Origin of the sequence: Dyadobacter sp. 22481, assembly GCF_052044875.1 — a bacterium.
Classification (GTDB): Bacteria; Bacteroidota; Bacteroidia; order Cytophagales; family Spirosomataceae; genus Dyadobacter; species Dyadobacter endophyticus.
Genome location: NZ_JBQENV010000005.1, coordinates 183,696 through 210,067 on the forward strand (window position 1 = coordinate 183,696; position 26,372 = coordinate 210,067).

29 protein-coding genes are annotated in these 26,372 nt (G+C 48.8%); 16 read left to right on the top strand and 13 right to left on the bottom strand.

Annotated elements, in window-relative coordinates:
• Positions 1 to 92: 92 nt before the first annotated feature.
• On the bottom strand, positions 93 to 449 hold the full coding sequence (locus ACTJJJ_RS28910) for a winged helix-turn-helix transcriptional regulator (RefSeq protein ID WP_188927875.1): 357 nt from the start codon (positions 447 to 449) through the stop codon (positions 93 to 95).
• 101 nt (positions 450 to 550) lie between these two features.
• Between ACTJJJ_RS28910 and ACTJJJ_RS28915 the strand changes: the two genes are divergently transcribed.
• The 4 genes from ACTJJJ_RS28915 to ACTJJJ_RS28930 all read left to right on the top strand — a co-directional run bounded on the left by ACTJJJ_RS28915 (position 551) and on the right by ACTJJJ_RS28930 (position 3,167).
• Positions 551 to 1,159, top strand: coding sequence for an FMN-dependent NADH-azoreductase (locus ACTJJJ_RS28915; RefSeq protein WP_188927869.1), 609 nt, complete (start codon positions 551 to 553; stop codon positions 1,157 to 1,159).
• Positions 1,160 to 1,170: 11 nt separating this feature from the next.
• A complete protein-coding gene (locus tag ACTJJJ_RS28920) occupies positions 1,171 to 1,545 on the top strand; it encodes a DoxX family protein (protein ID WP_188927867.1) in 375 nt (124 codons plus the stop codon).
• Between the two features lie 114 nt (positions 1,546 to 1,659).
• Positions 1,660 to 2,229 carry a Crp/Fnr family transcriptional regulator gene (locus ACTJJJ_RS28925; protein ID WP_188927865.1) on the top strand — a complete coding sequence of 190 codons (570 nt, stop codon included), beginning with the start codon at positions 1,660 to 1,662 and terminating at the stop codon, positions 2,227 to 2,229.
• 77 nt (positions 2,230 to 2,306) lie between these two features.
• Entirely contained in the window at positions 2,307 to 3,167 is an 861-nt protein-coding gene (locus ACTJJJ_RS28930; protein ID WP_188927863.1) for an SDR family oxidoreductase, read from the top strand.
• A 49-nt stretch (positions 3,168 to 3,216) separates the two neighbouring features.
• On the opposite strand, the gene ACTJJJ_RS28935 is transcribed toward ACTJJJ_RS28930, so the two are convergent.
• From ACTJJJ_RS28935 to ACTJJJ_RS28950, 4 genes are all read right to left on the bottom strand, one after another.
• Entirely contained in the window at positions 3,217 to 4,059 is an 843-nt protein-coding gene (locus ACTJJJ_RS28935) for a helix-turn-helix domain-containing protein (protein ID WP_188927861.1), read from the bottom strand.
• 17 nt (positions 4,060 to 4,076) lie between these two features.
• Entirely contained in the window at positions 4,077 to 5,114 is a 1,038-nt protein-coding gene (locus tag ACTJJJ_RS28940; protein ID WP_229221114.1) for an SDR family oxidoreductase, read from the bottom strand.
• 337 nt (positions 5,115 to 5,451) lie between these two features.
• Positions 5,452 to 6,918: a HAMP domain-containing sensor histidine kinase gene (locus tag ACTJJJ_RS28945; protein ID WP_188927857.1), complete on the bottom strand. Its 1,467-nt coding sequence runs from the start codon at positions 6,916 to 6,918 to the stop codon at positions 5,452 to 5,454.
• 1 nt (position 6,919) lies between these two features.
• A complete protein-coding gene (locus ACTJJJ_RS28950) occupies positions 6,920 to 7,624 on the bottom strand; it encodes a response regulator transcription factor (RefSeq protein WP_188927854.1) in 705 nt (234 codons plus the stop codon).
• Between the two features lie 138 nt (positions 7,625 to 7,762).
• On the opposite strand from ACTJJJ_RS28950, the gene ACTJJJ_RS28955 reads away from it, so the two are divergent.
• The 9 genes from ACTJJJ_RS28955 to ACTJJJ_RS28995 all read left to right on the top strand — a co-directional run bounded on the left by ACTJJJ_RS28955 (position 7,763) and on the right by ACTJJJ_RS28995 (position 15,789).
• Positions 7,763 to 9,049 (top strand): spondin domain-containing protein, encoded by a 1,287-nt coding sequence (locus ACTJJJ_RS28955; protein ID WP_188927852.1) that lies wholly within the window; start codon positions 7,763 to 7,765, stop codon positions 9,047 to 9,049.
• Positions 9,046 to 9,513 carry a YHS domain-containing (seleno)protein gene (locus tag ACTJJJ_RS28960; protein WP_188927850.1) on the top strand — a complete coding sequence of 156 codons (468 nt, stop codon included), beginning with the start codon at positions 9,046 to 9,048 and terminating at the stop codon, positions 9,511 to 9,513. The genes ACTJJJ_RS28955 and ACTJJJ_RS28960 overlap by 4 nt, the downstream gene beginning before the upstream one ends.
• Before the next feature lie 17 nt (positions 9,514 to 9,530).
• A complete protein-coding gene (locus tag ACTJJJ_RS28965) occupies positions 9,531 to 9,971 on the top strand; it encodes a YHS domain-containing (seleno)protein (RefSeq protein ID WP_188927848.1) in 441 nt (146 codons plus the stop codon).
• A complete protein-coding gene (locus tag ACTJJJ_RS28970; protein ID WP_188927845.1) occupies positions 9,971 to 10,366 on the top strand; it encodes a DoxX family protein in 396 nt (131 codons plus the stop codon). The genes ACTJJJ_RS28965 and ACTJJJ_RS28970 overlap by 1 nt, the downstream gene beginning before the upstream one ends.
• 62 nt (positions 10,367 to 10,428) lie before the next feature.
• Positions 10,429 to 10,929 carry a DinB family protein gene (locus tag ACTJJJ_RS28975; protein WP_188927843.1) on the top strand — a complete coding sequence of 167 codons (501 nt, stop codon included), beginning with the start codon at positions 10,429 to 10,431 and terminating at the stop codon, positions 10,927 to 10,929.
• Complete coding sequence (locus tag ACTJJJ_RS28980) at positions 10,917 to 12,698, top strand: NRDE family protein (RefSeq protein ID WP_426293820.1); 1,782 nt, start codon at positions 10,917 to 10,919, stop codon at positions 12,696 to 12,698. Before ACTJJJ_RS28975 ends, ACTJJJ_RS28980 begins: the two co-directional genes overlap by 13 nt.
• 378 nt (positions 12,699 to 13,076) lie before the next feature.
• Entirely contained in the window at positions 13,077 to 13,211 is a 135-nt protein-coding gene (locus ACTJJJ_RS28985; RefSeq protein ID WP_262892346.1) for an amidohydrolase family protein, read from the top strand.
• Between the two features lie 99 nt (positions 13,212 to 13,310).
• Positions 13,311 to 14,555: a serine hydrolase domain-containing protein gene (locus ACTJJJ_RS28990; protein WP_188927835.1), complete on the top strand. Its 1,245-nt coding sequence runs from the start codon at positions 13,311 to 13,313 to the stop codon at positions 14,553 to 14,555.
• 16 nt (positions 14,556 to 14,571) lie between these two features.
• Positions 14,572 to 15,789: a DUF418 domain-containing protein gene (locus tag ACTJJJ_RS28995; protein WP_188927833.1), complete on the top strand. Its 1,218-nt coding sequence runs from the start codon at positions 14,572 to 14,574 to the stop codon at positions 15,787 to 15,789.
• Between the two features lie 94 nt (positions 15,790 to 15,883).
• Here ACTJJJ_RS28995 and ACTJJJ_RS29000 read toward each other — a convergent pair whose 3' ends face one another.
• The 5 genes from ACTJJJ_RS29000 to ACTJJJ_RS29020 all read right to left on the bottom strand — a co-directional run bounded on the left by ACTJJJ_RS29000 (position 15,884) and on the right by ACTJJJ_RS29020 (position 20,075).
• Positions 15,884 to 16,384: a DUF6691 family protein gene (locus tag ACTJJJ_RS29000; RefSeq protein WP_188927831.1), complete on the bottom strand. Its 501-nt coding sequence runs from the start codon at positions 16,382 to 16,384 to the stop codon at positions 15,884 to 15,886.
• A gap of 3 nt (positions 16,385 to 16,387) precedes the next feature.
• Positions 16,388 to 16,951: a YeeE/YedE family protein gene (locus ACTJJJ_RS29005; protein ID WP_188927829.1), complete on the bottom strand. Its 564-nt coding sequence runs from the start codon at positions 16,949 to 16,951 to the stop codon at positions 16,388 to 16,390.
• 2 nt (positions 16,952 to 16,953) lie between these two features.
• Positions 16,954 to 18,435, bottom strand: coding sequence for an MBL fold metallo-hydrolase (locus ACTJJJ_RS29010; RefSeq protein ID WP_188927827.1), 1,482 nt, complete (start codon positions 18,433 to 18,435; stop codon positions 16,954 to 16,956).
• Positions 18,436 to 18,543: 108 nt separating this feature from the next.
• Positions 18,544 to 19,338 (bottom strand): sulfite exporter TauE/SafE family protein, encoded by a 795-nt coding sequence (locus ACTJJJ_RS29015; protein WP_440703724.1) that lies wholly within the window; start codon positions 19,336 to 19,338, stop codon positions 18,544 to 18,546.
• An 83-nt stretch (positions 19,339 to 19,421) separates the two neighbouring features.
• Positions 19,422 to 20,075, bottom strand: a complete 654-nt coding sequence (locus ACTJJJ_RS29020; RefSeq protein ID WP_188927823.1) for a Crp/Fnr family transcriptional regulator — start codon at positions 20,073 to 20,075, stop codon at positions 19,422 to 19,424.
• Positions 20,076 to 20,350: 275 nt separating this feature from the next.
• Between ACTJJJ_RS29020 and ACTJJJ_RS29025 the strand changes: the two genes are divergently transcribed.
• On the top strand, positions 20,351 to 20,521 hold the full coding sequence (locus ACTJJJ_RS29025) for a hypothetical protein (RefSeq protein WP_188927821.1): 171 nt from the start codon (positions 20,351 to 20,353) through the stop codon (positions 20,519 to 20,521).
• 327 nt (positions 20,522 to 20,848) lie between these two features.
• The gene (locus ACTJJJ_RS29030; RefSeq protein WP_188927819.1) at positions 20,849 to 21,166 is read left to right on the top strand and encodes a hypothetical protein; all 318 of its coding nucleotides are present in this window, start codon (positions 20,849 to 20,851) and stop codon (positions 21,164 to 21,166) included.
• 86 nt (positions 21,167 to 21,252) lie between these two features.
• Here the strand turns inward: ACTJJJ_RS29030 and ACTJJJ_RS29035 are convergent, their stop codons facing one another.
• Positions 21,253 to 21,885, bottom strand: coding sequence for a MarR family winged helix-turn-helix transcriptional regulator (locus tag ACTJJJ_RS29035; RefSeq protein WP_426293818.1), 633 nt, complete (start codon positions 21,883 to 21,885; stop codon positions 21,253 to 21,255).
• A 112-nt stretch (positions 21,886 to 21,997) separates the two neighbouring features.
• Between ACTJJJ_RS29035 and ACTJJJ_RS29040 the strand changes: the two genes are divergently transcribed.
• Positions 21,998 to 22,408 carry a DoxX family protein gene (locus tag ACTJJJ_RS29040; protein WP_188927815.1) on the top strand — a complete coding sequence of 137 codons (411 nt, stop codon included), beginning with the start codon at positions 21,998 to 22,000 and terminating at the stop codon, positions 22,406 to 22,408.
• 176 nt (positions 22,409 to 22,584) lie between these two features.
• Here the strand turns inward: ACTJJJ_RS29040 and ACTJJJ_RS29045 are convergent, their stop codons facing one another.
• Together ACTJJJ_RS29045 and ACTJJJ_RS29050 are read right to left on the bottom strand one after the other, a co-directional pair.
• Positions 22,585 to 22,950 (bottom strand): hypothetical protein, encoded by a 366-nt coding sequence (locus tag ACTJJJ_RS29045; RefSeq protein WP_188927813.1) that lies wholly within the window; start codon positions 22,948 to 22,950, stop codon positions 22,585 to 22,587.
• Between the two features lie 152 nt (positions 22,951 to 23,102).
• Positions 23,103 to 26,228 carry a ligand-binding sensor domain-containing protein gene (locus ACTJJJ_RS29050; RefSeq protein WP_426293817.1) on the bottom strand — a complete coding sequence of 1,042 codons (3,126 nt, stop codon included), beginning with the start codon at positions 26,226 to 26,228 and terminating at the stop codon, positions 23,103 to 23,105.
• Positions 26,229 to 26,372: the final 144 nt, after the last annotated feature.

Genomic DNA, 26,372 nt, shown 5'->3' on the forward strand with positions numbered 1-26,372 from the left:
TGAGCAGGTAAACGGGCCGTTGAATGCTGGTTAATTTCTGTTTGACAACCGTACGGTGATGTCAGCCGGTTGCCCGTCGAGACTAAATATTATCATTTAGCGGTAATTTTCTTTTTATGTTTTTGTCCCCAGTCTGCTAATACAGCAAAAACGTCTTTGAGTGTTTTTGCATATTCCGTAGGAACGTATTCTACCACGACGGGGGTTTGGTCAGCTTGCACCATCCGTTTTAGTAATCCGTTTAACTCTAATTGCTTTAACTCATTGGAAAGCACTCTTGCCGAAATGCCATTAACTATTCGTTGCAATTCGTTGAAACGTGTGTGTCCGCCGACCAATGCAATAACAATTCTCAATTTCCATTTACCACCTACCACATACAGCGCGTCTTCAACTCCGTTGATGTGACTCGTGCATTGCTCTTCTGAATACAGCGTTCTTTCTTTCATATCTTATAAGGTAACCTAAATATTACTACTAACCTTTTGTTTACTACTAATTATTAGTTAGCAAACATAGGTAATTTTGCTTCATTAAAAAACAAAAAATAATGAGCAAAAAAGTATTACATATTATTACAAGCCCACAAGGTGAGGCTTCAGTCAGCAAACAATTGGGTAATGTAATCATTGAGAAAATTCAAGCGAAATACCCTAACAGTTTTGTCAAAGAAAGAGATTTGGCAAAAGAATCCTTTCCACATTTAGATGGACTGCAAATTGGTTCGTGGTTTACGCCTGCCGAAAATCACACACCTGAACAAATAAAAGCGATAAAGATTTCAGACGAAGCTATTGCGGAAATGCGAGAAGCGGATATCTATGTTGTTGGTGCGCCATTTTACAACTTTGCGATAACGTCCACATTAAAAGCCTATCTAGATCACATTGCAAGACCAGGAATAACTTTTAGCTATAAAGAGGACGGAATGCCTGAAGGCCTTTTGAAAAACAAAAAAGCATATATCGCAATCGCTTCAAGCGGCGTGTATTCTCAAGGCGTAATGCAGTCGTTTGATTTCGTTAGCCCATATCTGAAATTCATACTCGGTTTTCTTGGCATTACCGACATTACTACGTTTCGTGTGGAAGGACAAAGAATTCCAGGTCTTCAAGAAACTGCGTTGCAAAAAGGTCTTGAAAGTATTGTTATTGATTAAAAGCTATTATTATGAATAAAATAAAAATCACTTACTACGTTTCGACAGGATTGCTGTCGTTGGCAATGGCGTTGTCAACCTATGCGTATTTGGTAAATCCAGCAACAAAAGCGGGATTTCAACATTTGGGTTTTCCCGATTACTTTAGGGTAGAATTGGGAATCGCGAAAGGCCTTGCCGCTATCGCCCTTTGGATACCTTTTCGTTTAGCGAAAGAAGTCGCTTACACTGGTTTATCAATTAGTTTCGTGTCTGCGCTCATTGCACACGTTGCTATTGGCGATCCGGCTTCCGTTTTCATCGCTCCCCTTATTGTCTTGACCATACTTGTTACGTCTTATGTAACTTATCTAAAACTACAAGCCCTTACCAATAAATCTGAATGACTCTCTGTCACGGCAGTCCTTATGCCTTCCATTGTCTATCGTTATGTGCCCGGCTTGCCTCATTTTTTACCATATGATAAATGGATGCCCCCCCATGTGTACTATTTTTAGGTGATGGAAGCACTCATAAATCTTATCCTGCAATTTGGTGACCTGAACAAACAGCAGATCGAGTTTTTGCTAAGCAAGGTTGAAATGCTTGAATTCAAAAAAGACGACTACCTCTCGGAAGCCGGGAAGGTGCCCCGGTATGTGGCGTTCGTGCTGGAAGGCGTGTTCCGCTTTTGTTATTACAACAACAAGGGCGAGGAAATCACCAATTATTTTGTGGACGAAGGCAACTTTGTGGTCGATAATCAAAAGTTCGAATCGCAGATCGTAGCGTCCGAATATGTGCAGGCCGTAACCGACTGCAAGGTTCTGGTTTTCAACAAAAAGAACTGGGACCAGATATCCGACACCATTGTGGGCTGGGAAATGATGAAGGCCAACATGGTAAAAAAGTGCCTTACGTTGGCCATGGAACGGCGCAGTCCGCTGGTTTCAGAAGATGCCACCACGCGTTATCTTTCGTTCATTGAGGCGTTTCCCAACATGATCAACCGCATCCCTCTTTCATACGTGGCCTCATACCTGGGCATCACCCAGCAATCGCTCAGCCGGATACGCCGGAATATCCGTTAGCGGCGCTTTTTACCAAATGATAAATGCTTTGTTGTTGCCGTTTTCAACCTTTGCTTATTCATGTAAAAGTAAAAAAGATGAGCAAAAAGATCGTATTAATAACGGGAACAAATAGTGGTTTTGGCTGGCTTGCCGCCCATAGCGTAGCTGCCGCGGGACATCAGGTATACGCCACTATGCGCGATACCGATGGCCGTAATGCCGATAAAGCCCAGGCCCTTGCGGCCGTGGAGAACGTGACCGTATTGGACGTTACCCTGACCGACGAGCAGAGCGTAAAACAGGCCGTTGAATCCATTTTGGTCAAAGAAGGCACTATCGATGTATTGGTAAACAACGCCGGTTACGGCATGACTGGTGTGGCCGAGAGCTTTACTACTGCCGATGTGCATACCACTTTTGACATCAACGTTTACGCGCCCTGGCGACTGATCAAACAGGTGCTGCCCGCCATGCGCAAACAGGCCGACGGACTGATCATTAACGTGACCAGCGGTTTCGGGCGGGTATCGTTCCCGTTCGCTACCGTGTATGCGGCCTCCAAATTTGCGCTGGAAGGAATAAGCGAGGGCCTGCATTACGAGGTAAAGCGTTTAGGCATTGATGTGGCCCTGTTGGAGCCCGGCGCTTTCCCGACCGAAATGCAGCAAAAAAACAACCCCGCATCCGATCAGGGGGTATTCGAAGGATACGGTGCCATTGCCGATATACCCAACAAAATGGTAGCCGCATTGGGCGGAGAGATGCAGGACAAAAAACCTAATCCGCAGGACGTGGCCGACGCCATTGTAAAACTGATCGGCGCCCCGAAAGGTACCCGGCCATTACGCACCGTGGTTGACCCCATCACCGGCCACTACATTGAGGCCGCCAACCAGGCCGTAGCCGAACAATTTGCCAAAGGATTGACCGTGTTCGGGATGGGTGAGTTATTGTAATGAAATAGGTTTAACGGGAACGGCAGTGGTTTAGGCTACTGCCGTTTAATTACCTGGAACTGGCGGGCAAAGTCCCGTTGGGTAAAGTCTGGAGATTTCTTAACTCGCCTTCACGCTGGTTTGGACTATAACCAAAATGCTTTTTAAAGGCAAAGGAAAAGTGTGAAAGATCTTCAAACCCGGTCTCTATGTAAACGTCTGATGGCTTTCTTTTTTGTTCGAAGATCTGATAATGGGCCAACTCCAATCGTTTCTGCGTCAACCACCTGCCGGGGGTATTCTGAAAAATGCGTTTAAAATCTTTTTTAAATGTGGTCAGGCTTCTGCCGGTCAGATAACCGAATTTTTCCAGCGGCAGGTTGAACATATAATTCTGCTCCATGAATTCGGCCAAATCCAGCTTCCCCGGCTCGTCAAACTGCCCGAGCAGCTCATCTACATCCGGATCAATGGCGCGAAGGATACGAACTGCTTCTTCGATCTTAAAAGCAGCAATGTCTTCCGGTAAAGCATCGGTCAGTTCAAAATAAGGCTGCAACGAATTAAATAGGCTCTTCAGTAAAGGATGCGCTCCGAACTTTTTAAGCTCACAGCTATGATGCGCATTTGATTTATATTCATTAGCTGAATAGTAATGTTGGAGCCTTTCCTTGCGAAACAGCACTGATATAGCGATGCAGGGCTCTGCGTTCAATGGGAGTTTGCTCATTCTGCCAAGCTGATTACGGGGCAATAGTACGGTGTCGCCTGCGAAGAAATGATAGCTGCGCTCGGCGGTCGCAACCCGCATTTCACCCGAAACGATATGAACCAGGGCCGGTTGCGGTAGGATCAGTTCCCGGCTGTAATGGGCCTGCTTCTTGCAAGCGATAAATACTTCGGCTACTTCCATCTTTACAAAGTTACAAATTATGGGTGGAGCAGCTGCAAACGGATCAGGCTCTGCGCCGCGGCCAGCACGGCCTGTTCGGTAGAACGGGGCGACCAGCCTAGCATACTAATGGCTTTGGCGCTGCTGACGTTCATCACCCTGCCTAACAGCGGGATCATTGATCTGACCATCGGGTCTGTTAGCGCTGCAATACGCAGTAAGATGCTGGGCAGCTCTCTAACCTTGACCTTACTGGCAGCAGCGCCCAGGTTCTCCCTAAGTATTCTTGCCACAGCCACCAACCAAATACTTTCGCCTGCGGTGGCAATAAAGCGCTCGCCGTTTGCCGAAGGATGCTCCATCGCCCGCAGGTGCAAATCGGCTACATCCCGCACATCTACAAAACCGGAATTAATCTTCGGACAACCTGGCATCTTGCCCGTCAACAGATTTTTGATCAGATATATGGAGTGCGAATAATCGGGCCCCAATACTGGCCCAACAACTGTTGCGGGGTTAATGGCAGCAAGTTCCAACCCATTCCCTTGTTTTTCGATAAATTCCCATGCCGCTTTTTCCGCCAGGGTTTTGGATTTCTGATATGCCGGTGCATTAGCCGTATCTGTCCAGGTCGCTTCGTCAAAGGGTTCGGTCTGGTTGGGATGTCCGTACACAACCGCACCTATGGCAGAGGTCAATACCACGCGTTTAACACCGGCCTCCCTTGCGGCCCGCAATACCCGCAGCACGCCTTCCCGTGCCGGGATGATCATTTCATCCTCATGTTTATAATTAAGTTTTGGTGTGGGCGAAGCTACATGCAATACATAGGTACAACCGTTCATAGCTTCTGGCCAATGCGTATCGGAAGATAGATCGGCCTCAGTGAATGTAAGACGGTCACCTGCATCAATACCACCCTCTTTTAGCATCGACCGTACGTCATCCTGACGGCTCAGGGAACGCAAAGTCGTTCTCACCTTGTAACCCGCACTTAATAATTGGAGAATGCAGTGCACTGCAATAAAGCCGGAGCCACCGGTAACCAGCACTAATTTTTCATTTTTCGAATTCATGTTCATCTTCTTTGATTTTGATGAAACAAAATTCGGTTTAAAGGCATATTGCTAACTTTGTTTAAAAGGCGCAATATGCTTTGTTGAAAAGTCGGGGTTAACCTTGAAAAGAGTAATGGTAATAGCTCGAAATAGTGCTCCCTTTATTCTCATCTTCGGGAATGAAGTTGAAGCTCTCTGGATTCCTTAAATGGAGCATTGCCAAGGGAATCCTTATTCAGGTAGCCTACGATCCTTCCCATAAGTGAGCACCCAAGACTCAGTTGCGTCATTTTTAGAAGGCTCCCTGCTATCTCCGCACGAATCAATTCAGGGAGGGTATTCTTAGGACTAACAATTATTCCCGATACATCACAAACTGAAAAGTCGCACCCTTGCCACTATCACTCACCACCTCGATCGTCGTTTGGTGCAGTTCCAGGATCTTCCGCACGATCGCCAGACCGAGACCTGCCCCCTTTTGCCCCGACGGATACATTTCCGCCTGTTTGTAACGTTCGAAAATCTGCTCCTGATAAGCTTTCGCAATACCCACGCCTGTATCGGCCACCCTGATCTTGATGCCGTTTGCGGCCTGGGCCAGATATACGGTAATCTGCCCACCATCCGGCGTGAATTTAAATGCGTTGTCGAGCAGGTTCTGGAACACCCGTTCAGTTAATGCGATGTCGGCAAAAACCGGAGGCAAAGAATCAGCTGCCTCTAACGACAACCGAATCCGCCGCTCCGCCGCCTTCAATTGATAGGAGCTTAGTATATCCGAAACCAGCTCACCCAGCGGGAACCCCTCTTTTTGTACCGACACCACATTGGCTTCCAGCTTCGAATACTGGAACAACTGGTCCACCAGCCCCGAAAGCTTCCGGGTACCATCCTGAACAATGGACAAATACCGTTCTTTTTCCTGCTCGGAAAGCGTATCCTTCTTGATCATCATCGTCTCCACATAACCCTGCATGATCGAAAGCGGCGTCCGCAAATCATGCGAAACGTTGGCGATCAGCTCCTGCCGGAGCCGGTCTGTGGCGGTGATCTTTTCGATGTTACCAACGATCACGTCGGCCATATCGTTGAATGTGGAAGTCAGCACGCCCAGGTTCCCTTTCGCGTACCCATGTACGCGAGCCGCGTGATCGCCGTCTTTAAAGCGTTTCACAACACCGGCAATGCTGCAAATGCTGTCGGTGATCAGAAAGAACGTCACCACGCCCACGACAAATGCCCCGAGTAATGCGGCGAAAAATATGTAGGCAGCCAATCTGAAATTCAGGTCGTCGGTCAATGAGGCGAGTATCTGCTTCTGGGGCTCGCTGGCGAGCACAGCGTACACATACCCCACCTTCACGCCATTTTCCAGCACCGGCGCTACCGAGAAAATGCTGGCTTCACCGGGCTGTTTGGGGTTGTCGCCCATGGGCTTCCCGGCATCCGACGCCAGCCATTCCTGTATTTTTGCCATGTCGACCTTCTTCATCTGCACGGTCGCTTCGGGTACGACGTAATCCGTGATATTCCCCAGCGTATCCAGCAGGTAAACCTCCACGCTCGGATTGGCGACCATTGTGGAATGAATGATGTCGTGGGTGACGGTGGTATCAGGCTTACCGTTTTTAATGGGTTGCGTAAACGTCGCCAGGTGCTGGGCGATACCGCCGTACAACTGCTGATGGGCCGTCATATAGTACGACTTCGAAAACCGGGAGGCGATCATGACGAATATGATGCCCAGGATGATCAGCAGGCTCGCAAAAACACCACTTATTTTCCAGAAGAGTAGGTTTCCCCCGATGGTTCTTACTGACATTTCACAGTTCTTCGTTAAACCGGTAGCCAATGCCCCAGGTGGTTAATACAAATACAGGATTCGAAGCATCTGCTTCAATTTTTCCTCGCAACCGGTTGATATGCGTATTGACCGTGTGCTCATACCCCTCGAAATCATACCCCCATACCAGGCTCAGCAATTGCTTCCGGCTGTAACTTTTCCCCGGATTCGACGCCAGCAACACGATCAACTCAAACTCACGGGGTGATAAATCGAGCCGCTCGCCCCGCAGCATGACCTTCCGCTTGTCAATATCGATTTCCAATCCTGCTACGCTGATCAGCTGCGGTACGGGCGTTGCATACCGTGCTTTTTCTTCGCTTCTCCTGAATATCACCCGCACCCGGGCAATGAACTCCCGTATGCTGAACGGCTTGGTGAGGTAATCGTCCGCACCGGTTTCGAGGCCCATTACCTTGTCTATTTCTTCGGAACGCGCCGTGAGCATCATAATGGGCGTCTGCCTGTCCCCCAGCCGGATTTTCCGGCAAATCTCCATGCCGTTCAGGCCCGGCAGCATCACATCGAGAATGATCAGGTTGAAGTTCTCCTCCTGTGCCCGCGCGAGGCCGCTCTGCCCGTTTTTTTCTGAAACCACTTTGCATCCCAGGTCTGAAAGATGGATTGAAAGCAGTTCGGTAATGTTGGTATCGTCCTCGACGATCAGAACAGTTTTGGTATCCATATCCGCTGATTTTGTGCAAAGTTTACAAATAAAACAGCGCCGAATGCGGCTGTGATACTTTTGTTATAATTCCGTTACGCCGCCGGGATACCGTGTTTGTTGCTTTGCATCATCCAAACATTCAAAACGGAAACAGATATGATGAAATCTCTGCTAGGGCTGTCGCTGACCGCCCTCATTTTCGGGGCCTGTACCAAAGACCACGATCCGCAGCCAACCACCAAAACCCTGACCATTGAAAACGTCCTCGACAGCAAACCGCTCGTGCAATCGGGCACATTCAAAGGTACCGGTACACCACCGGTGATATTCCCCGGCCAATCCGTATCCTTCTCGTTTTCAGCCGCCAAAAACCAGCGCCTCACCTTTGCTACGATGTACGGTTGGAGCAACGACCTGTTCTTGGCCCCCGCCAATCCGGGCATCAAGTTGTACGAGGACAATGGCACCCCCATTACCGGCGATGTTTCAGCACAAATCAAACTTTGGGACAATGGCACGCGCGTAAACCAGGCGCCCGGCATGAGCGTGACGCACCCGGGCACGGCCGAAGCCACCGCACGCAATATCAAGGAAGTAGCCGGTATGGACGACTATGGACACGCGTTTCTGCCTGCATCCCAGCTTATGAATGTTTCGCTGGCTTATGACGGCAATTCGATGTTCACCATCACCATTAAAAACCAGTCGGGCGGCACTGCGAACGAAACGCCTTTCAGCCCCGGCGCCTGGGCGATTTCCTATGTAGCCGGCGGCAACCTGCTGCTACCCGAGCCTGTTTACTCGGAAGGCAAAGCTTCCACCGAAGCGCTGACCCGCATTGCCGAAGCCGGCGACAATGGCCCCATGAATATCGGGCTCATAGCACAAACCGGCATCTTCACGCCCCTTTCACCGGTATTGGTGGTGGTTTACAACGGCAGTGAAAATCCTTTTTTCAAATCTGGTGAAAACGACCGCGGCGAAGGGCTTAAGGAACTCGCCCAGAAAGGAAATGCAGACTTACTGGCCGCCGCGTTGAAAATGAAGGCTGGCATTAAGAATGTGTACGTGCTCAAAGAACCGACCAGCACAGTACTATTGCCTAAAATCGGCGGAAATGCCGGCGGCAAGGTTTCACAACCACTCACGCTCGCATTCGGTGACCGCATTGCGATTGCCACCATGTACGGCTTTTCCAACGACTGGTTCTTTGCCACAGGCGGTAGCGACATCGATGGCAATGCCAGCGGCGACGTTTCAGGGTCCATCCGACTCTACGACAACGGAACGGCCATCGACCAGTTCCCCGGCGCAGGCATTACGCAATTCAACCTCGCAGGAACCCCGCTGAACGAAAGCAAAGCCATCGGCCCCGTACCTAACCCCAACAAATTCACGACACTTCCGACCATTAACAATATTATCAAAGTGACATTGCAATGAAAAAACAAATCAATATCCTTTTCCTCTTCCTGGTGCTCTCGGCCACCGCCTTCGCCCAGACTCCGGAAGTGCGCAAAAAGCAGTACAATCTCGAATCATCCGGCCTTGCCATTGGGGGTTATGACCCGGTAGCCTACTTTACCATGAACAAGGCTGTGGAAGGCAAAAAGGAACTTTCAGCGAATTACGACGGCATTACCTATCGTTTCGCTTCGAAGCAAAACAAGGACGAATTCACACGCAACCCCGCACGCTACGAACCGCAATTCGGCGGCTGGTGCGCATATGCAATGGGCAAGAAAGGAGAAAAAGTGGAGATCGATCCAGAGACATTCAAAGTGCTGAACGGCAAGCTCTATCTTTTTTACAACAAATATTTCAGCAACACCCTCAAAAGCTGGAACCAGGACGAGGCGCGACTGAAAACGCAGGCCGACCACAACTGGATGAAGTTTATACCTTAAATCAACCTGCATTATCCATGAACAAAGTACTATTTGCTGCCGCGCTGATGCTGGCGGGCCCTGCAACATTTGCACAGAAATCCGAAATTTTTGCGCCGAAAGGCAAAGCCATCAAGGGCTATGATGTCGTCTCGTTTTTCAAAGACGCCAAACCGGTGGAAGGCGCCGACAGTCTGACCTACCATTACAAAGATGCGGATTGGCTCTTCAGCAGTCGCGCCAATCTCGAAGCCTTCAAAGCAGCACCCGACATGTATATACCCCAATATGGCGGCTACTGCGCCTACGGAACTTCCGAAGGCCACAAGGCACCCACGGAGGCTGAAACCTGGACGATCGTGGATGAAAAGTTGTATTTCAATTACAATATGAAAGTCAAAAACAACTGGTCGAAAACACGGGAAGAATTCATTGAAAAAGCAGATATACAATGGCCATTGATCAAAGACAAACAGTGATGAAACCCCAAACACATCCGAAATGGTCGTGGGTCCTCCGGCTGGTAGCGGCAGTGATTATGTTGCAGACCCTCTATTTCAAATTTTCGGCGGCCCCCGAATCCGTGTACATCTTTTCAACGGTCGGTATGGAGCCCTGGGGACGTATATTCGTCGGCGTATTGGAGCTGATCGCCTCGATTCTGATCCTCATTCCCCGCACAACTGCCTATGGGGCGCTGATCGGCATCGGCGTGATGACCGGCGCCGTTTTTATGCACCTGACGCGCCTGGGTATTGTCGTGCAAAACGACTCGGGCAAGCTTTTTGCTATGGCAGTAATTGTGCTCGTAACCTGTCTGATGCTTGCGTACCGGCACCGCAGCAGCATTTCGGGCGTGAAGTTGCGCGATTAACACGTAAACCAAACCTCCCCAAAAGGGCATTGTTTTTGTTCCCTTTTTCCAAAATGAACGACATGAACAGACAACTAACAAAATCAATCCAGGCACTGCTGGTGCAGATCGGCGCGATGCTGGACGCATTGTCCGACGAGCAGTACGGGCGGAGCTTACCTGTGCTATCAGGTGCCTCCCTGGGCGGACACGTACGCCACGTAATCGAGTTCTTTATTGAGCTCGACCGCGGCTACCGAACCGGTGATGTGAATTACGACGCCAGACGCAGGGATAAAGCCATTGAGCAGCAGCGGGAAGTCGCACTGGCCAAGTTAGGCAGCATTGCAGCTTTGCTGGGCAAAGAAAATAAGGCACTGCTTTTAACGACTGCTACCGAGGCTGCCTGTTTTCAGGTTGCCACCAACTATGAACGGGAACTAGTTTACAATCTCGAACATGCGGTACATCATATGGCTTTGATGAAAATCGGTATGCGGGCGCTCACCTCCCTGCCACTGCCGGAAAGTTTCGGAGTAGCCAGCTCCACCATCCGATACCGTCAGGCGCAATGTGCACGGTAACCTACATTCCGACCGAAAAAGGTGCATTCCTAACCTCCAACCGGGACGAACGCACCGATCGCGCACCTGCGGAGCCACCCGTAACCCGCTACGCAGGCAAGGCGCTCACCTACCCGAGAGACGCCCACGCGGGTGGCACCTGGATCGCCTTGAAGGGCCGGCGGGATGCCGCAGTGCTCCTTAACGGAGGCTTTAACAATCATGTGCGTAAGCCTTCGTACCGCAGAAGCCGGGGGCTCGTCATGCTTGAAGTCCTCGAAGCTCCCTCTTCGGCTGATTGTTTTGAAACGATTTCACTCGAAGAGGTCGAACCCTTTACGCTGATCCTGTTTGCGGATGGCAAGTTGATGCGCTACACCTGGGACGGCAACCAAAAGCACCGGAACGAACTCGACCCGCAGCAGCCGCACATCTGGGCTTCATCCACGCTATACAATCGCCAAGCACAGCAAATGCGATCGCAAAAGCTGCAACAATGGTATGGCAAAACCGCCATTAACACGAAAAGCATCCTGGATTTCCACCGCCAGAAAGGCATCAGGTTTGACGCCAGCCAAAGTTTTAATGCCGATCGCACCGCAATAGCTACGGTAAGTGTCACATCCATTGATCTCACCAATCCCGAGCCTGCCGTGCATTACCATGACCTCCGCGCCGGAGCGACCTTCGTGACCCGGCCGGAAACAGTAGCTCCCGGCCAGGATACTGCATTCGACAGCTTCCGCTGGAAAGTAAAAAGGTTCCTGATCCGCTTACAGAACTGGGAATACTGGCCATTGGAATTCGTTTACCTGCCCATGGTACCGGCATGGCTTCGGCTGAGCATGCAGGCACGCTCCGTCTGCTTTTTTGGTGCCGCCAATCCTTCGATGCGGTATGCAGGATTCGCAGAGGAACGCAAGAGCAGGATTTATTCGCTGATGCCGGAAGGGACTTATCCTGAAACCCTGGTGTGTGAAGCTGGCATTTCCACAGGCAAGGTACAGTCTTTATTAAAGAGAACTTCCCTGAAATTTCCATTGATCGCCAAACCAGACATCGGCGAGCGCGGCGTGCAGGTAAAGCTCTTGGAGACGGCCAGCGACCTGGAAGATTACCGCCAGCGCAGCCGGGTCGACTTCCTTTTACAGCCCTATATCGATTACCCGAATGAAGCCGGCATATTCTACTACCGGATGCCCGGAGCGCCAAGTGGGCACATTTCAGGCATTGTCGGCAAAGAGCTCCTGAGCGTTACCGGCGACGGGATTTCGGATATTCTGACCCTGATCCTGCAAAACGACCGGGCCATTCTGCAACTCCCGGCCCTGCATGCAGCTTTGGGCGAAAAATTGAGGTCCATTCCGGCCACCGGCGAAAAGGTAGGGCTCGTCCCGTACGGCAACCACAGTCGTGGCTCGAAATTCACCGACCAAAGCCATCGCATCACCCCCGCGCTCACGCACGTGATCGACCGCATATGCACACGCATACCCGGCTTCCATTTCGGGCGGCTCGATATCCGTTTCAAAAGCTGGTACGACCTCGAAGCCGGGCAGCATTTCTCCATCATCGAACTCAACGGCGCCGCCAGCGAACCGACGCACATCTACGATCCGGCACATTCGCTACACTTCGCCTGGAGAGAAATTTACCGGCATTGGGAAATATTATGTGAAATCAGCATGAAAAATATGCGCATTGGCTTTGGACGGATGAGTTTCAGAGATGGGGTCAAGATGGTAAGGGAACATCTCGTGCATTTAGCTTTAATGCGAGGCTCCAAATAATTGCTGATATCTGGCTCTTCGTTGATGGGATTGCACTTGTCTGTTGCTTTTTCGGAGCCGCTGGCTTTTGGGCTGCCGGGATTAGAACCTTCAACTACGAAGGATGTGGCAAAGGCAGCAACAGACAAGTTGAAGGGGTAGATTTTAACACCAAAGACAGTTCTATTAACCAGATCTGGCCGGGCATCCTAGCAGGTGAATGGCATAACAATCACCACCTGTACCCCAAAAGCGCCCGAAGCGGATTCAAGCCCTACCAATTTGATTTGGCCTGGTATTATATTAAATTGATGTACCTTGTCGGGGCGGTCACGGTAACTCGCAAGCGATTGAATTGCCGGTAGAAATTGACGAATTCACGCCCTTGCCTCCATTAAAATCGCTACCTTAAATGGCGCAACGGCGCTGGGAATGAACCAGAGTATCGGAACGATTGAAACCGAAAAGGCCGTAGACCTGCTCGTTGTCGATAGTGATCCCTCCAAGAACATCTACGATATCCGGAAAGTATGATATGTATTAAAAAAGGAATTGGATATAATTTAAAAAGGCTGTTTGAATCGAATGAAAGGGAAGTCAGAATTCATCAGGTCAACCTGCAAAACACAACGTATGAACAAATTTTTACTACTTCTATTTCTTGCCACCATTCCGGGTTTTGCTCAGAAAGTAAAGCGAATCGCAAATACCGCGCCGCGGGTCTATTATCCTGATAAAGAATGGCAGAAAAAAGAGCCGTCCGAAATGGGTTTTGACCCGGTTTTGCTCAAAACAGCGATCGAGTTCGCGATCGCTAATGAAAGCAGTGCGCCAAGGGATTTGAAATTAAACCATTACCGGACATTCGGAAGAGAGCCTTTTGGCGACGCAGTCGGGCCTCTGAAAGAACGTGACGCGCAGTCCGGGATTATTATCAAAAATGGCTATGTCATAGCCGAATGGGGAGACCCGTATCGAATAGACATTGTGAACAGTGTGAGTAAAAGCCTTCTATCCAGTGTAGTGGGACTAGCCTATGACCAAGGACTGATCCCCGATATCGACGATCAGGTTTACAAATATGTGCCGCCGATTGAGCTTTACAATCCATTGCCCTCTGCCAACAAAGCCGATGATTTTGGTAAAAAGTCAGACTTCTTCGAACCATTCAATACGCCACACAACAAAAAGATCACCTGGCGACAAATGCTGCAGCAAAACAGCGATTGGGAAGGTACGTTATGGGGCAAACCCGACTGGGCCGACCGTCCCGACAAGGATTACAAAGTGTGGCTCGCCAAACGAAACACCCCCGGAACAGTTTACGAATACAACGATACACGCGTAAACGCACTGGCACTCGCGATCCTCAACGTTTGGCGGAAACCGTTACCCGAAGTCCTTAAAGAGCACATTATGGATCCTATCGGCGCCTCGAATACCTGGCGGTGGTATGGTTACGAAAACTCCTGGATCGTACTAGACGGAAAAGCGGTACAATCCGTTTCAGGTGGCGGGCATTGGGGCGGCGGCATGTACCTGCACGCCTACGATATGGCGCGTTTCGGCTATCTGACCTTGCGTAACGGAAAATGGGGAGACCGTCAGCTGGTTTCCGAGCAATGGAACAAATGGGCGCAGACGCCGTCGACGCCGGAGCCAACTTATGGCTTTATGAACTGGTTTTTAAATACAGGAAAGAAATTATATCCCAGCGCGCCAGAAAAGGCATTTGCTCACATCGGAAACGGCACCAACGTGATTTATGTCGATCCTGAAAATGATATTGTCGCTGTGGTAAGATGGATAGAAGATAATCAGATCGACGGATTTTTGAAACTACTCTTAGCTGCCAAAGCTATACCAAACAGTAAATGACAAAAACCAACCGAACATGCTACAACCAACCAAAGTCACCGAACGGCATTCTTTATTGGACTCGCTGCGCGGCTTCGCATTGCTCGGCGTGCTGCTTGCCAATATGGTCTCACATTCCGGGTATTTCTTTCTCTCGGAGGGCCAAAGAGCCGCATTCGACACCGCCAAAATAGACCATTACGTGGAGTGGATTGAGCATTTCCTGATCGATGGTAAGTTCTATTCGCTGTTTTCGATGCTTTTCGGGATCGGATTTGCATTGCAGATGAAACGGGCGTCCTCTGCGGATATCAACTTTGCTTCCCGTTTCCGCAGACGGTTGCTTATCATGTTCGTACTCGGATTGCTGCACGCCATTTTGTTTTATGTCGGTGATATTCTGACAGTTTACGCGATCACCGGACTTTTTCTGATCCTTTTTCGAAACAAATCCGACCGGTTCATCTTGCGGGCTGCTGTTATCCTTACCTTACTGCCGATCGTGCAATACGCGATTATGCTGGGAGTCAACCTCGCCAATCCTCCTGCTCCTTCCCCGCCTGAATCGGGACCGCGTTTTCTGGACCAGGTGATCGACACATATCGCACAGGCACTTATCTCGAAATTATAACAAATAATCTCGGCGGCCTGATCATCGGCAGATACCCGGACCTATTCTTCACCGGTAGATTTTTCCGAGTGCTGGCGATGTTCCTGATTGGTTTTTATATATCAAAAAACCTGATCCACGCTAATGTGCAGGCATATCGTCCACTCATCCGGAAGGTGATGATCTGGGGCGTAGTGATCGGGATTCCCTGCAACTTTGTGCTTGCGATAATGATGACTTCCGAGGCATACTATGAACTTGAACCAATCGGTATTATTCAGCCGATTGTGTACGCGTTTGGCGTGCCGGCATTATGCCTTTTTTATGCTTCTGCATTTACTTTATTATTTGAAAAGCCGAACTGGAAAAAGCGGCTCAGCGTTTTTGCGCCGGTGGGACAAATGGCACTCACCAATTACCTAATGCAATCTATCATCTGCGCATTCTTATTTATGAGCTACGGCCTGGCCATGGAAGCATTGGTCGGCCCCGCAAAACTTTCTCTCATCGCATTGGCGATTTACATTGGCCAATTGATTTACAGCCCTATATGGCTGCGCTATTTCCATTTCGGCCCGGCAGAATGGCTTTGGAGATCGCTGACTTACAGAAAATGGCAACCGTTTCGGAAGGAAGGTTTGTAAGAAGATCCAAACTACATTCAACGCAGTAAGAAAAGCGTACCCTCACTGGCAAAGTATCTAAATATACAGATCACATATCCTGAACAATTCTGGGTCAATGCGGCAGCGAGTCGCGGAAGCGGCCATACATCCAGGTACCTGCCACAGCGCTGGCCAGCACCACTGCTACGACCGTGACCCCGGTTCCGACCTGTGCAAACAAGGGTCCGGGACAAGCCCCGGTAAGTGCCCATCCCAGCCCAAACAGGAGCCCGCCGTATACTTGACCTTTGTTAAATTTCTTCGGCGTGAAGGTGATCGGCTCTCCGTAGATGGTTTTAATACCAAACCGCCGGATGAGCCAAACCGAGATAATGCCCGTCACGACCGCCGAACCGATGATGCCATACATATGAAACGATTGCAGCCGGAACATTTCCTGGATACGAAACCAGCTGATCACCTCCGCCTTCACTAAACCGATGCCGAACAGCACGCCGACGATCAGGTATTTAAAATTATAGTACCATTTATGCTGCAAATGCGATTCGTTGATGCAGATCGTGTCTAGCGACCGGGCTTCCAACTCGGCGGTATTATCATTGGAAGATTGCATGGATTAGCTATTTAAAATTATGGGTAAAATAAAATTGGCCATCAGGAAGCCTCCGGCCATGAAGCAGATTGTTGCCACCAGCGAGGGCCATTGCAGCGCGCTTAGCCCCATGATCGAGTGTCCGCTTGTGCACCCGCCCGCATAGCGCGAGCCAAATCCGACCAGAAACCCGCCACCCACCATCATCGTCAGCCCGCGGACCGTCAGCAGGCTGTCCCACGAATAGAGCTGCACGGGCACCATCCCCGAAAAATCGTTGATACCATAGATGGCCAGTTCGTTGGCCAGTTTCGGATCGATTCGAATTGCCGCGGGGTTTGCCAGAAAGTAAGCTGCCAATGCACCGCCCAACACGATGCCCGCCGCAAAGAACAGGTTCCAGATTTCTTTCTTGTAATCGTATTGAAAGAATGGAACATTTGCCGGAAAACAACTCGCGCAGACGTGCCGAAGATTGGCCGAAATCCCGAAATGTTTATTACCTAAAATCAGCAAGGCTGGTACCGTAAGGCCAATCAGCGGACCGGCCACGTACCACGGCCAGGGTTGTTTGATCATTTCCAGCATCCTTATTTCGTCTCCTCGTTTAATGAATGTGAAACCTGGCCGTTATCAGCGGCGTTGTCCGCCGCGGCCTCCTGTGTGGTCGGGCAGACGTAATCTGTGACTTTCATACGCCCCGACTCGCTGATAGCTTTAAAGCCTCCCGCTACGTCGATCAAATTATGGTAGCCACGCGCCCGGAGAATTGAATTGAAGATCATCGAACGGTAGCCTCCCGCACAATGCACCAGATAGGTCTTATTGCTATCAATCTCAGCCAAATGTTCATTTAAATAGTCCAGCGGCAGGTTTTGCGCCCCTTCCACATGCTCGGCCAGATATTCGTTGCGCTTCCTTACGTCCAGGATTTGCCAACGGGGATTAGCTTCCCGCAGGGCTGGTATGTCGCCGGGCTCCACCGATGGAATGCGGTCTGTTTCCTTTCCGGCTTCTTCCCACGCCTGAAAACCTCCCGCCAAATGCCCGATGGCGTTATCGTAACCTACTCGTGCCAATCGCGTCACGACCTCTTCCTCCCGGCCGAGATCGGTCACAAGCAGGATCGGCTGCCGGATGTCTTCAATGAGGGCGCCTACCCAAGGAGCAAAGCTGCCGTCAATACCAATGTTGATCGAATTAGGAATAAAACCTTTGGCAAATACCTGCGCCGCACGGGTGTCGAGGATCAGCGCTCCCGTTTCATTGGCAGCTATCTCGAATGCATCGGGTGTCATGGACTGCATTCCCCGGCTCAATACCTCATCAATGCTTTCATACCCCTGGATATTCATCATCACATTCGCCGGGAAATAGGCGGGCGGTGGCGTCAGGCCGTTGGTCACTTTTTGGATAAATGTCAGCTTATCCATGGGCTGCAAAGCATAGTTCGTGGCCTTCTGATGTCCCAAACTATCGATGGTTTCCTTGCTCATATTCTTACCGCAAGCCGAGCCGGCCCCGTGCGCGGGATACACCATGATATCATCGGATAGCGGCAGTATTTTATCGTGAAGCGAATCGTAGAGCATACCTGCAAGCTTATCCTGGGTCAAATCTCGTACGACCCTTTGTGCAAGGTCAGGCCGGCCCACATCCCCGATAAAGAGCGTATCGCCGGTAAATAGCCCACTCGGACGGCCATTTTCGTCGGATACCAGGTAACAGGTGCTTTCCAGCGTGTGACCCGGGGTGTGGATGACCTCGATAGAAATTCCCCCCAGCCTGAGCACCTCCCGATCCTCCGCGATATGCGCCTTGAAACCAGGCATAGCCGTAGGACCATACACGATCGCAGCGCCTGTTTTTTCGGCCAGGTCCAGATGCCCGCTCACAAAATCAGCATGGAAATGGGTTTCCAGCACATACTTTATTTTTGCCCCGTTCCTTTCTGCTCGCGCCAAATAAGGCCCTGTCTCCCGTAGCGGATCGATAACCGCCGCTTCGCCTTCGCTTTCAATATAATAGGCCCCCTGCGCCAGGCAGCCTGTATAGATTTGTTCGAGTTTCATTTTTCGTTAACTGTTTGAGTGATAGGTAGGAAAACCATGCGACAAAGTTCGCCAGACAGCCGGCCATTGTCTGTGATCTTTGTCACACAGGTTTATTTCATTTAATAATTACAGGACCAGTTCTTTGACGAGGATGAAGCACCCCATTGCGAGCACAAACCAGCCGAAGCTCTTTTTCAATTGGTCGCTGTCCAGCTTACGTGCCAGCCGGCCGCCTATGAAGATGCCGGCCACGGCGACGAGCGTCACCGTCAGCAGAAAATACCAGTCGATGACGAAATGGCCCAAATCCCCGGCAAACCCCACCAGTGAATTCAGCGCGATGATTAGTAGCGAAGTTCCTACTGCTTCCCGAATGGGCATACCGAGCACCAGTACCAATGTTGGGATCAGTAAAAAGCCGCCGCCCGCGCCCAGCAGCCCGGTTGTAAGTCCGATCCCTACCGCACTGAGGCCCAGTTTTACGATATTGCGCCCCAGGTCGCATTCCAGGCAGCCGGGCTGAGTTTGCCTGCCACTGATCATCCCGATCGACGCCGCGAGCATCAGCACTGCAAACAAGGCCATCGTCAGCAGAGGCTCAGTAACCTGGAAATGACCAATGCGGAACAGGTTTTGAGGAATGACAGGAACGAGGAACTTCCGGGTCAGGTAGACGGTCACCATGGAGCTCAGTCCGAAGAACAATGCCGTTTTGAAATTGACAAGTCCGCGCCGGTAGTTGCCATATGCCCCTACTAGGCTGGTCGAGCCGACAATGAACAGCGAATACGAAGTGGATACGACCGGGCTGATACCAAAAATATAGACCAGGACCGGCACGGTCAGGATGGACCCTCCCCCACCAACAAGCCCCAAAGAAATGCCGATTAACACCGACGCGATATAACCAATGGTTTCCATATGCTTTTGCTCTGACTGAGCACAAAATTGCAATACGGATACCGGCGGGTTAGTGACAAATGTTACACAGCAGGAAAAGTCCTTCAAAAAAGGGTGGTTATCGTGTTACGGCCCAGTCGCACCATGCCGCGCTGCTCCATTTTTTTAAGAAGCCTTGAAATCACTTCCCTTGAAGAATTCATATCCGTGGCGATCTGCTGGTGTGTGAGCGCCAGTTCATCGTTACGGGAAAGCTTGCGCTGATTTTTGAGGTAAAATTCAATGCGTTCGTCCATGCTCTTGAAAGCGATGTTATCCACCACTTCCAGCAATTCCTCGAAGCGGGAACGATAGGTTTCCAGCACAAAATAGTACCATGTTTTATAGCCGGTCATCAACTCATCCATTAATGCGATCGGTACAAGTAAAGCCTTGGAAGGCTCAATGGCTTTGGCGGAAATCTGGCTCTGTTCTTTCCGCGTTGCGCAAATCATCGATAGCGCGCACGCATCCCCGGGGCCGAGCTGGTACATAAAAAACTCATTGCCATCCTGGTCTTCGCGGTATATTTTCACGCCCCCCTCAACGATCAGCATCGTCGATTTGAAGTACTGGCCCGGACGCATCAATTGCTGGTCAGCGTCAAAATCGCGGACAACGCAATGTTCTGCCAGTTTGTTGATTAGCTCCGGTTCAAATTGACCGAAACGTGATTCCAGCAGTTGCTGCACCCCGGAATGCTGTATCGTAATGCCCATTAGTTGTTGATTTGAAAATGGCTAAGTTAAACATTTACGAACGTCTTGTTTGTGATATTGGTGTAGCGATTCTCAAAAATCAGCTCTGCCGAAGCAATTGCAAAAGTTAGAATCGGTTTTGCCATTTAGTGAGCTCCTCGTTTCCCACTTACCTATTTGCACCCTCCAGCGTACCTTACACCGGCCGCAAAATTTCTATCAGTTTTCAAGCAAAGATTATTCTATCCAACAGCGTTTAGATTCTCATCTTTACAGTTTCATAATGGATTCAATCGTTGGAGGTATTTCGGGCCGACGGTTCGAAGGTAACGTGGGACAGCAATCAATCGGGCTATGCTATCATTGGTCCCGGGCGCAATTTCCGGGAGATTAACCTCAGCGGTCAAAAGCCCGGCATCTACGTCGTGGTCGTGAACGGCAAAAGTTTTAAGATATTGAAGAACTAGGTCAGCCAGGTTTGTGCAATACAGCCTCATTCAGGACTTATACCAAAAACGAGTCCGGAATGAGGGAAAAGCCGGAATGGCCGCTGGATAGCTATTCGATCGTGAGCTACTGGCGTAAAGGCGAACGGGAGGAGCAGTTGTTGGCTGCGAGGCCGGAAGACAGAAGCCGTTAGGCGCTATTGCCTGATTCACAGCAATTACTAAAAAGGGACAAATCGAAATTCATCGATTTGCCCTTTTCTTTGCTTTAAATAGCGCAACGCTGTATTTCCACTAAAGGTCTCAGCCAAAAATAAAACCTTAAAACATAGTCGTTGATTCTGTTATATGGAAAAACTGGAAAGTCTTTTAGCAAATGAGATAGCGTTTTTTGCGGATGGTGGCCCCAATCTTAACGTAGTAGCCAAAACATTAAGTGGTATACAGCCGGTGTCCGATCTGTTACTATACATTTACGATAAATATCAAACCAATTTTTTCGTCGTCTCGGCAGAGGTCAATCATCAATCCGCAGTGCTATTCTATTCGGGCCAGCGATTGATAAGCTGTCAGGTGTTTGAATTGTTGGATGATGGCAAGATAAGCCGCATCAACACCATTGTGGATCCCGAGAAATTGAAAGATTTGGAGAAGACTTTGAGTTGAACACAGTTTTTGAGATAGTGTCACGGAACCAGGTCACTTATCTCCAAACAGTTTCAGTGGGGCTATTCGTTGCATGGTGAAATGAGCTACCCTCCCATTAGCTCATCATATATGTCGCTGAACTCCTTACCTCTATGTTTCTGCCAGGAAGCCGACAGCTTTATCTCGACATCTTTGAGAATCTGGATGCAGAGTGCTTTATCCTCTTCATGAAGCTGAGCCATGAGCATTTTTGCATTCTTGCCAATTCGACCCGAGCACTCCGTAGCAACTTGCTCCCCCAGCGTTGTTAATTCAATCCGTTTTGAGCGCTTATCCTCCTGGTCGCCATACTCTTTGATCAGGCCGCGCTTTTTCATTCGGTTGAGCATGTCCGTGCCGCTCGACAGCTCAAAGAGGTTCGCATTGATCACGTCAGTTTTTCTGGGGTTTCCCTGCTTGCGGATCGTCATGAGTATTCCGAACTCCTCGATTTGGTTAAGGCCCGTATCCCTCAAAGCTATGTTGGCATATGCCATATTGAGCTTGCTTATCCGGCCAATAATTTTCATCAAAAGCCCGTCATTAAAAGACGGAACAACGCCACCAACCAGTGGTCCGTCGGCCACCCGGTGCTGTTGATGAGCCAGATGATAACGACAAAAGTCATCAATGGTCCCTTCGGGATGTTTCTTTTCAAATTCTGCCCAATGATTTACGAGCTCGACCGTCTTGTTCATTCTAATTTACTTCGTTATCGTAGCAAATTTAAATAAATAATTCCGATATTATTTTTTTTAATTCGTTTTCGTATTATTTTTGTTAAATTTATTACGTAAACGAAACAAACACATGGAAGCTTCAATCAACAAAGTGCGGCTCTATTGGGTCGCTAAGGGTTTCATTATTTTCTTCATTTTGTTCAGCGCCTACTACTCTTACACGCATGCCAGCGATCTGCGAAAGCTGGGCTTTCCGGATTATTTCAGAATTGAACTGGTCATTGCCAAAGTCGCCGGCGCACTTGTGCTGATCATGCCATTCAGTACTTTGCGAATGAGAGAATGGGTTTATGCCGGGTTCATAATTACGATGGTCTCTGCACTCACAGCACATATATGCAGCGGTGATCCGGCGAGTAAGATCATCTTCGTCTGTCTGGATCTTGCACTGGTTTTTATCTGCATCAGGTACGTGTCAGGCAAGGAAAAAGCACAAAAAAATTTGTTAAAGCAGACAGATCATGAACCCGACAGTCTATAATGCGGCTTTGGTAATCCACATTGTCGGTATTATCATTATGGCAGGAACTACCTTCCTGTAATTCTTCGCGTTTCGCCCGCATCCGAACCAATGACAATCTCAAAATCAATATCTTAACCAAAGCAATGTTCAGTAGCAGGAGATTCGTTCGAACCAATAAAAAAACAATACAAGGTTTATAATAAGCTGATTACCAACCAACTTAAACGCAAAAAAGAGCGGCCAATTTGTAAAAACTGATCGCTCTTTTTTGCGTTGTGCGCCCTACGGCACAAAAGCCGAACTTTTTGCTGGATAATTTTAGGAAGCTGGCTGCTCTTTTTAAAGGCACTTATAAACCGCAATGATTTTTTGGATAAGGTATTGGCGTCTGACAGGCAGGTCTTAATTTGCCTCAAAATACTCTGACCGTTCTGGATCCGAGCACATACACCCCTATCCTCAGTAGGTCCAAATGCTACTGTCCGGTATTTTGATATGGGTTCTTGGCTTCCCCAGATCGTAATTTTCTCACTTCCCGGATCATAGATGGCCTTTTTCACGTTTCGAGCATCTAATTTCCCAACAGAGACTGAAACGTTCCCTATGTGAGGCCAGATGCTTCTTCTAATATTTTTCCATCGTATATCTGGCTAAAAAATTCTCGCATCCGGAGGAAAATACCGCTGACCACCCCTGAACTAGGCCTTATAAGCTATTGTCCCCTGAATATCAACTGGATAGTTGCTCCTGGCCGATTTGTAACGTCCAAATCCACATGTAATATTTTGGAAATTTGTTTCAGCAGCAGTAAACCCAGACCTTCATAACCGGCTGGCAGAAAGGAATCTTCCTCAGAATTAGAAGAATTGAGCCATCTGATAAGTTCAGCAGGCAGGCCTGGGCCATTATCTTCAAAAATAAGATGTAGGTCGGAAGGCGTGCGCCTTATATAAATTTGCAGCGTATTACCATACCTAATCTTGATGGCATTATCGATCAGGTTATGAATGATGATGCCCAGCAGCTTTGGATCGGTAAGAATGGTTTCGCCACCAGCGATTTCGTACTTGATATTGGCATTGTTTGCTGCAGCGATATGTTCAAATAACAAAATCTTGTTGTTGATCAGCTCGCCGAGGTTCACCTGTGTCACGGCATTAGTTACGCCTCGTACCTCAGGCTTAACGAAAGTAACCAGATTGTCAATCATATTATACATATTGTCGACGGCCTGTCTTATCTGTTTAAGAAGTGTTACGGCGCTGTCATACTTCTTCTCTTCGATTAATCTCTGACCATATTCCAGCACGTAGGATGTGTGCCTGACAGGAGCGCGAATGTCGTGCGAAATAGAGGCGATCACATGAATGTGCAGCTTGACTTGTTGTTCGAGTTGTTTTTCCGAATCACTCAGGATGCTGAGTGTTTTTTCCAAATGCTCCGTCCTTTCTCTAATTTTCATTTCCAAAGCAACGTTCTGCCGTTTTACGAGTTTGAGGCGCTGTTTCATAATGACGTAAAACAGCAAAAGAACCAACGTCACAACGAACGCTTTGAACAACCATGTTTCATAATACCGCTGGCTAACAGAGATATCCAGGTGCATGGTGTAATAATTTCTGACACCAAAACCGCCAAGCTTCCGAACAACGAGTTTGTATTTTCCACCACCGGAAAAAGGGACTGAGATACTTCTGTTTTCCTGTAATGGCTGCCATTCGAACAATGGTTCGTCGCCTTTAAAAATCCGGTATGAGATCCTTAGATTATAAGGCTCACCAAAATATGGCGTACTTACTTTTAGGATGATCTGCGGTACCCCAGACTTGACTAATATTTTTCCGCTGTTAATCACAAATGAACTATCATGTATGTCCGGATTGTCGATGAACATCTGTCCGTTTGGAAGCTCTGGCCTCACTCGTTCCGGAATGAACCAGACCAATCCATTGATGGAAGGGAACGATATGAGACCTCCATATGCTTTCAATCCACATGGCTGACACCCGCCATTGAATTCATTTGTGTTAAAACCAGCGATCTTGGAATAATAGTGATAATACAGATCAAAGGGCTTTGTTGCATAGGATAAAAGGTCCGTTCTCCTGCTTTGAAACAGACCTTTATTGGTCGTTATCCAAAAGTAGCCGCTGCTATCTTCAATAATACAATGGGCGCTGGAAAGATATTGTTCTTTATCCAGAGGGAATCGCGTCAGCTTGCCATTTTTTAAAAGAAACACCCCGTTAGAGTAAGTGGTAACCCAGATTTCGTCATGGTTGTCAGGAATGTATAGGCTCCGTATGTACATGTCGAAAAATCCCTTGATCTGAGACAATTTCTTGGAAGGTAAATGGATTTTGTAAAGTCCTTTCCCTGTTCCGATCCACATTATTTCGTTTCCCTGCTGTTGCATCCATGAGATGTTGGACAATTGTCGGCCTGCAAAAAAATGTGGTTGTGCACCGATCTTGTCGGGATCAAGATAATACAGACCAAGCGAGTTAGTGCCGATCCAGATCCCGCCGTTCGGGCTTTGGTAAAGCTGCTTTATCTCGTCGGGTACTTTCCAGCTTGACAGGATCCGTTTACCATCGCCATTGAACCTGAATAAAGTTTCTCTTCGCTTGCTCCATATTGTGCCAGCGCGGTCTCTAATAATAGAGTATTGGTCCCATTGGACATGTTTTTTAATTAATGTCAGAGGTGTAATAGCCCCGAGACTTCTGCTATCCAGTGAGAAAGCCGTCCCTGTAAGGGTTGCAATCTTGTTGTGTTCGATCAATGCCTGACCATAATAAACATTATTTGATTGAGCAGATGGGTCCACTAAGGTCCGAAACGGCTTCTTAGATAGGATATATAGGCCATTGAGCTGGCTCCCGAAAAATAACCTGCCTGTTTCGCTCTGCAGAAATACGGTTTTAATATCCTTGCCGCGAAAATCGAATCCTTCCAGAATCAAAGTGCTAACCAGCGAGCCATCCTTCGAAGGCCGCAGTTCGTATAGGCGCGAGCCGGTAGATATGAAAGTCTGATTGGAACAGTTGTTCCAAAAAATCTGGTATTGTCCTGTCAAATTATAATTTGCATCGGCTAAAAGGGGACCAGTAAGTATTGTTTCTTCCGGTCCGTTATTATCACCCGTTCCAGCAAAACGCGTCGGTTTCAGCTTCTCGTCCAGATAATAAAGATTTTCACCCAGACGGAAAAAGCGAAAAAAACTCCTTCCGGGAAATGGGAGGAGCTGTGCCACCTTGTTATTTACATAGTAGCAAATGTTTTGTTCATCGTACACGAAGTGCCTTCCGGCTGGTAGGGGATATACGGCGGCAATGCCGTGACGATAATGTGTTACGGCGGCCTCGTTGAGATCAGGTAGGGACTCAATCAAATGCAGATCACGAGCTTTTGACACATTTGCAGACCTGCGCAAGGGATACCCTCTTAGGGTAGAGTCGATCGCCGCTTTGCCATCAACGATGCGGACCCAAACTTGGTTGCTGGTCATTGCCAACACACTTCCTTTACGACTTTGCGGGTCAAGGTTGAAGCCGTAAATGCTCCGGGCTGCAAATGAGTTCCCCAGGTTGTCGTAGTTCAAAAAACGGTTTCCATCAAATCGGGCCAACCCCCTTTCAGTAGCAAGCCAAATGTACCCGCGTGAGTCGCTAATGATCGATCGAACGCTATTTTGAGGCAATCCGTTCTCGTCTGTGAAATGCTTAACCTCATAGCCGGGCAAGGACGTTTGTTCGATCTGCTGACCCAGCGCGAAATTTAGGCTAAAGAAAATGCAAAAAAATAATTGTGCTAACGGGATGGGTATTGTGCGCATTTGTATTGCTAATATCAACGGTAGACCTATTGATGTCGCCTGGAACCCTAAGGTCACATTCGATGACGTTTTGATGAAGGCACTCCTCACGAAAAACAGTGGCCGTCCGAAAACTGCTGCATGATAGAAAAAGTTCTACAATAT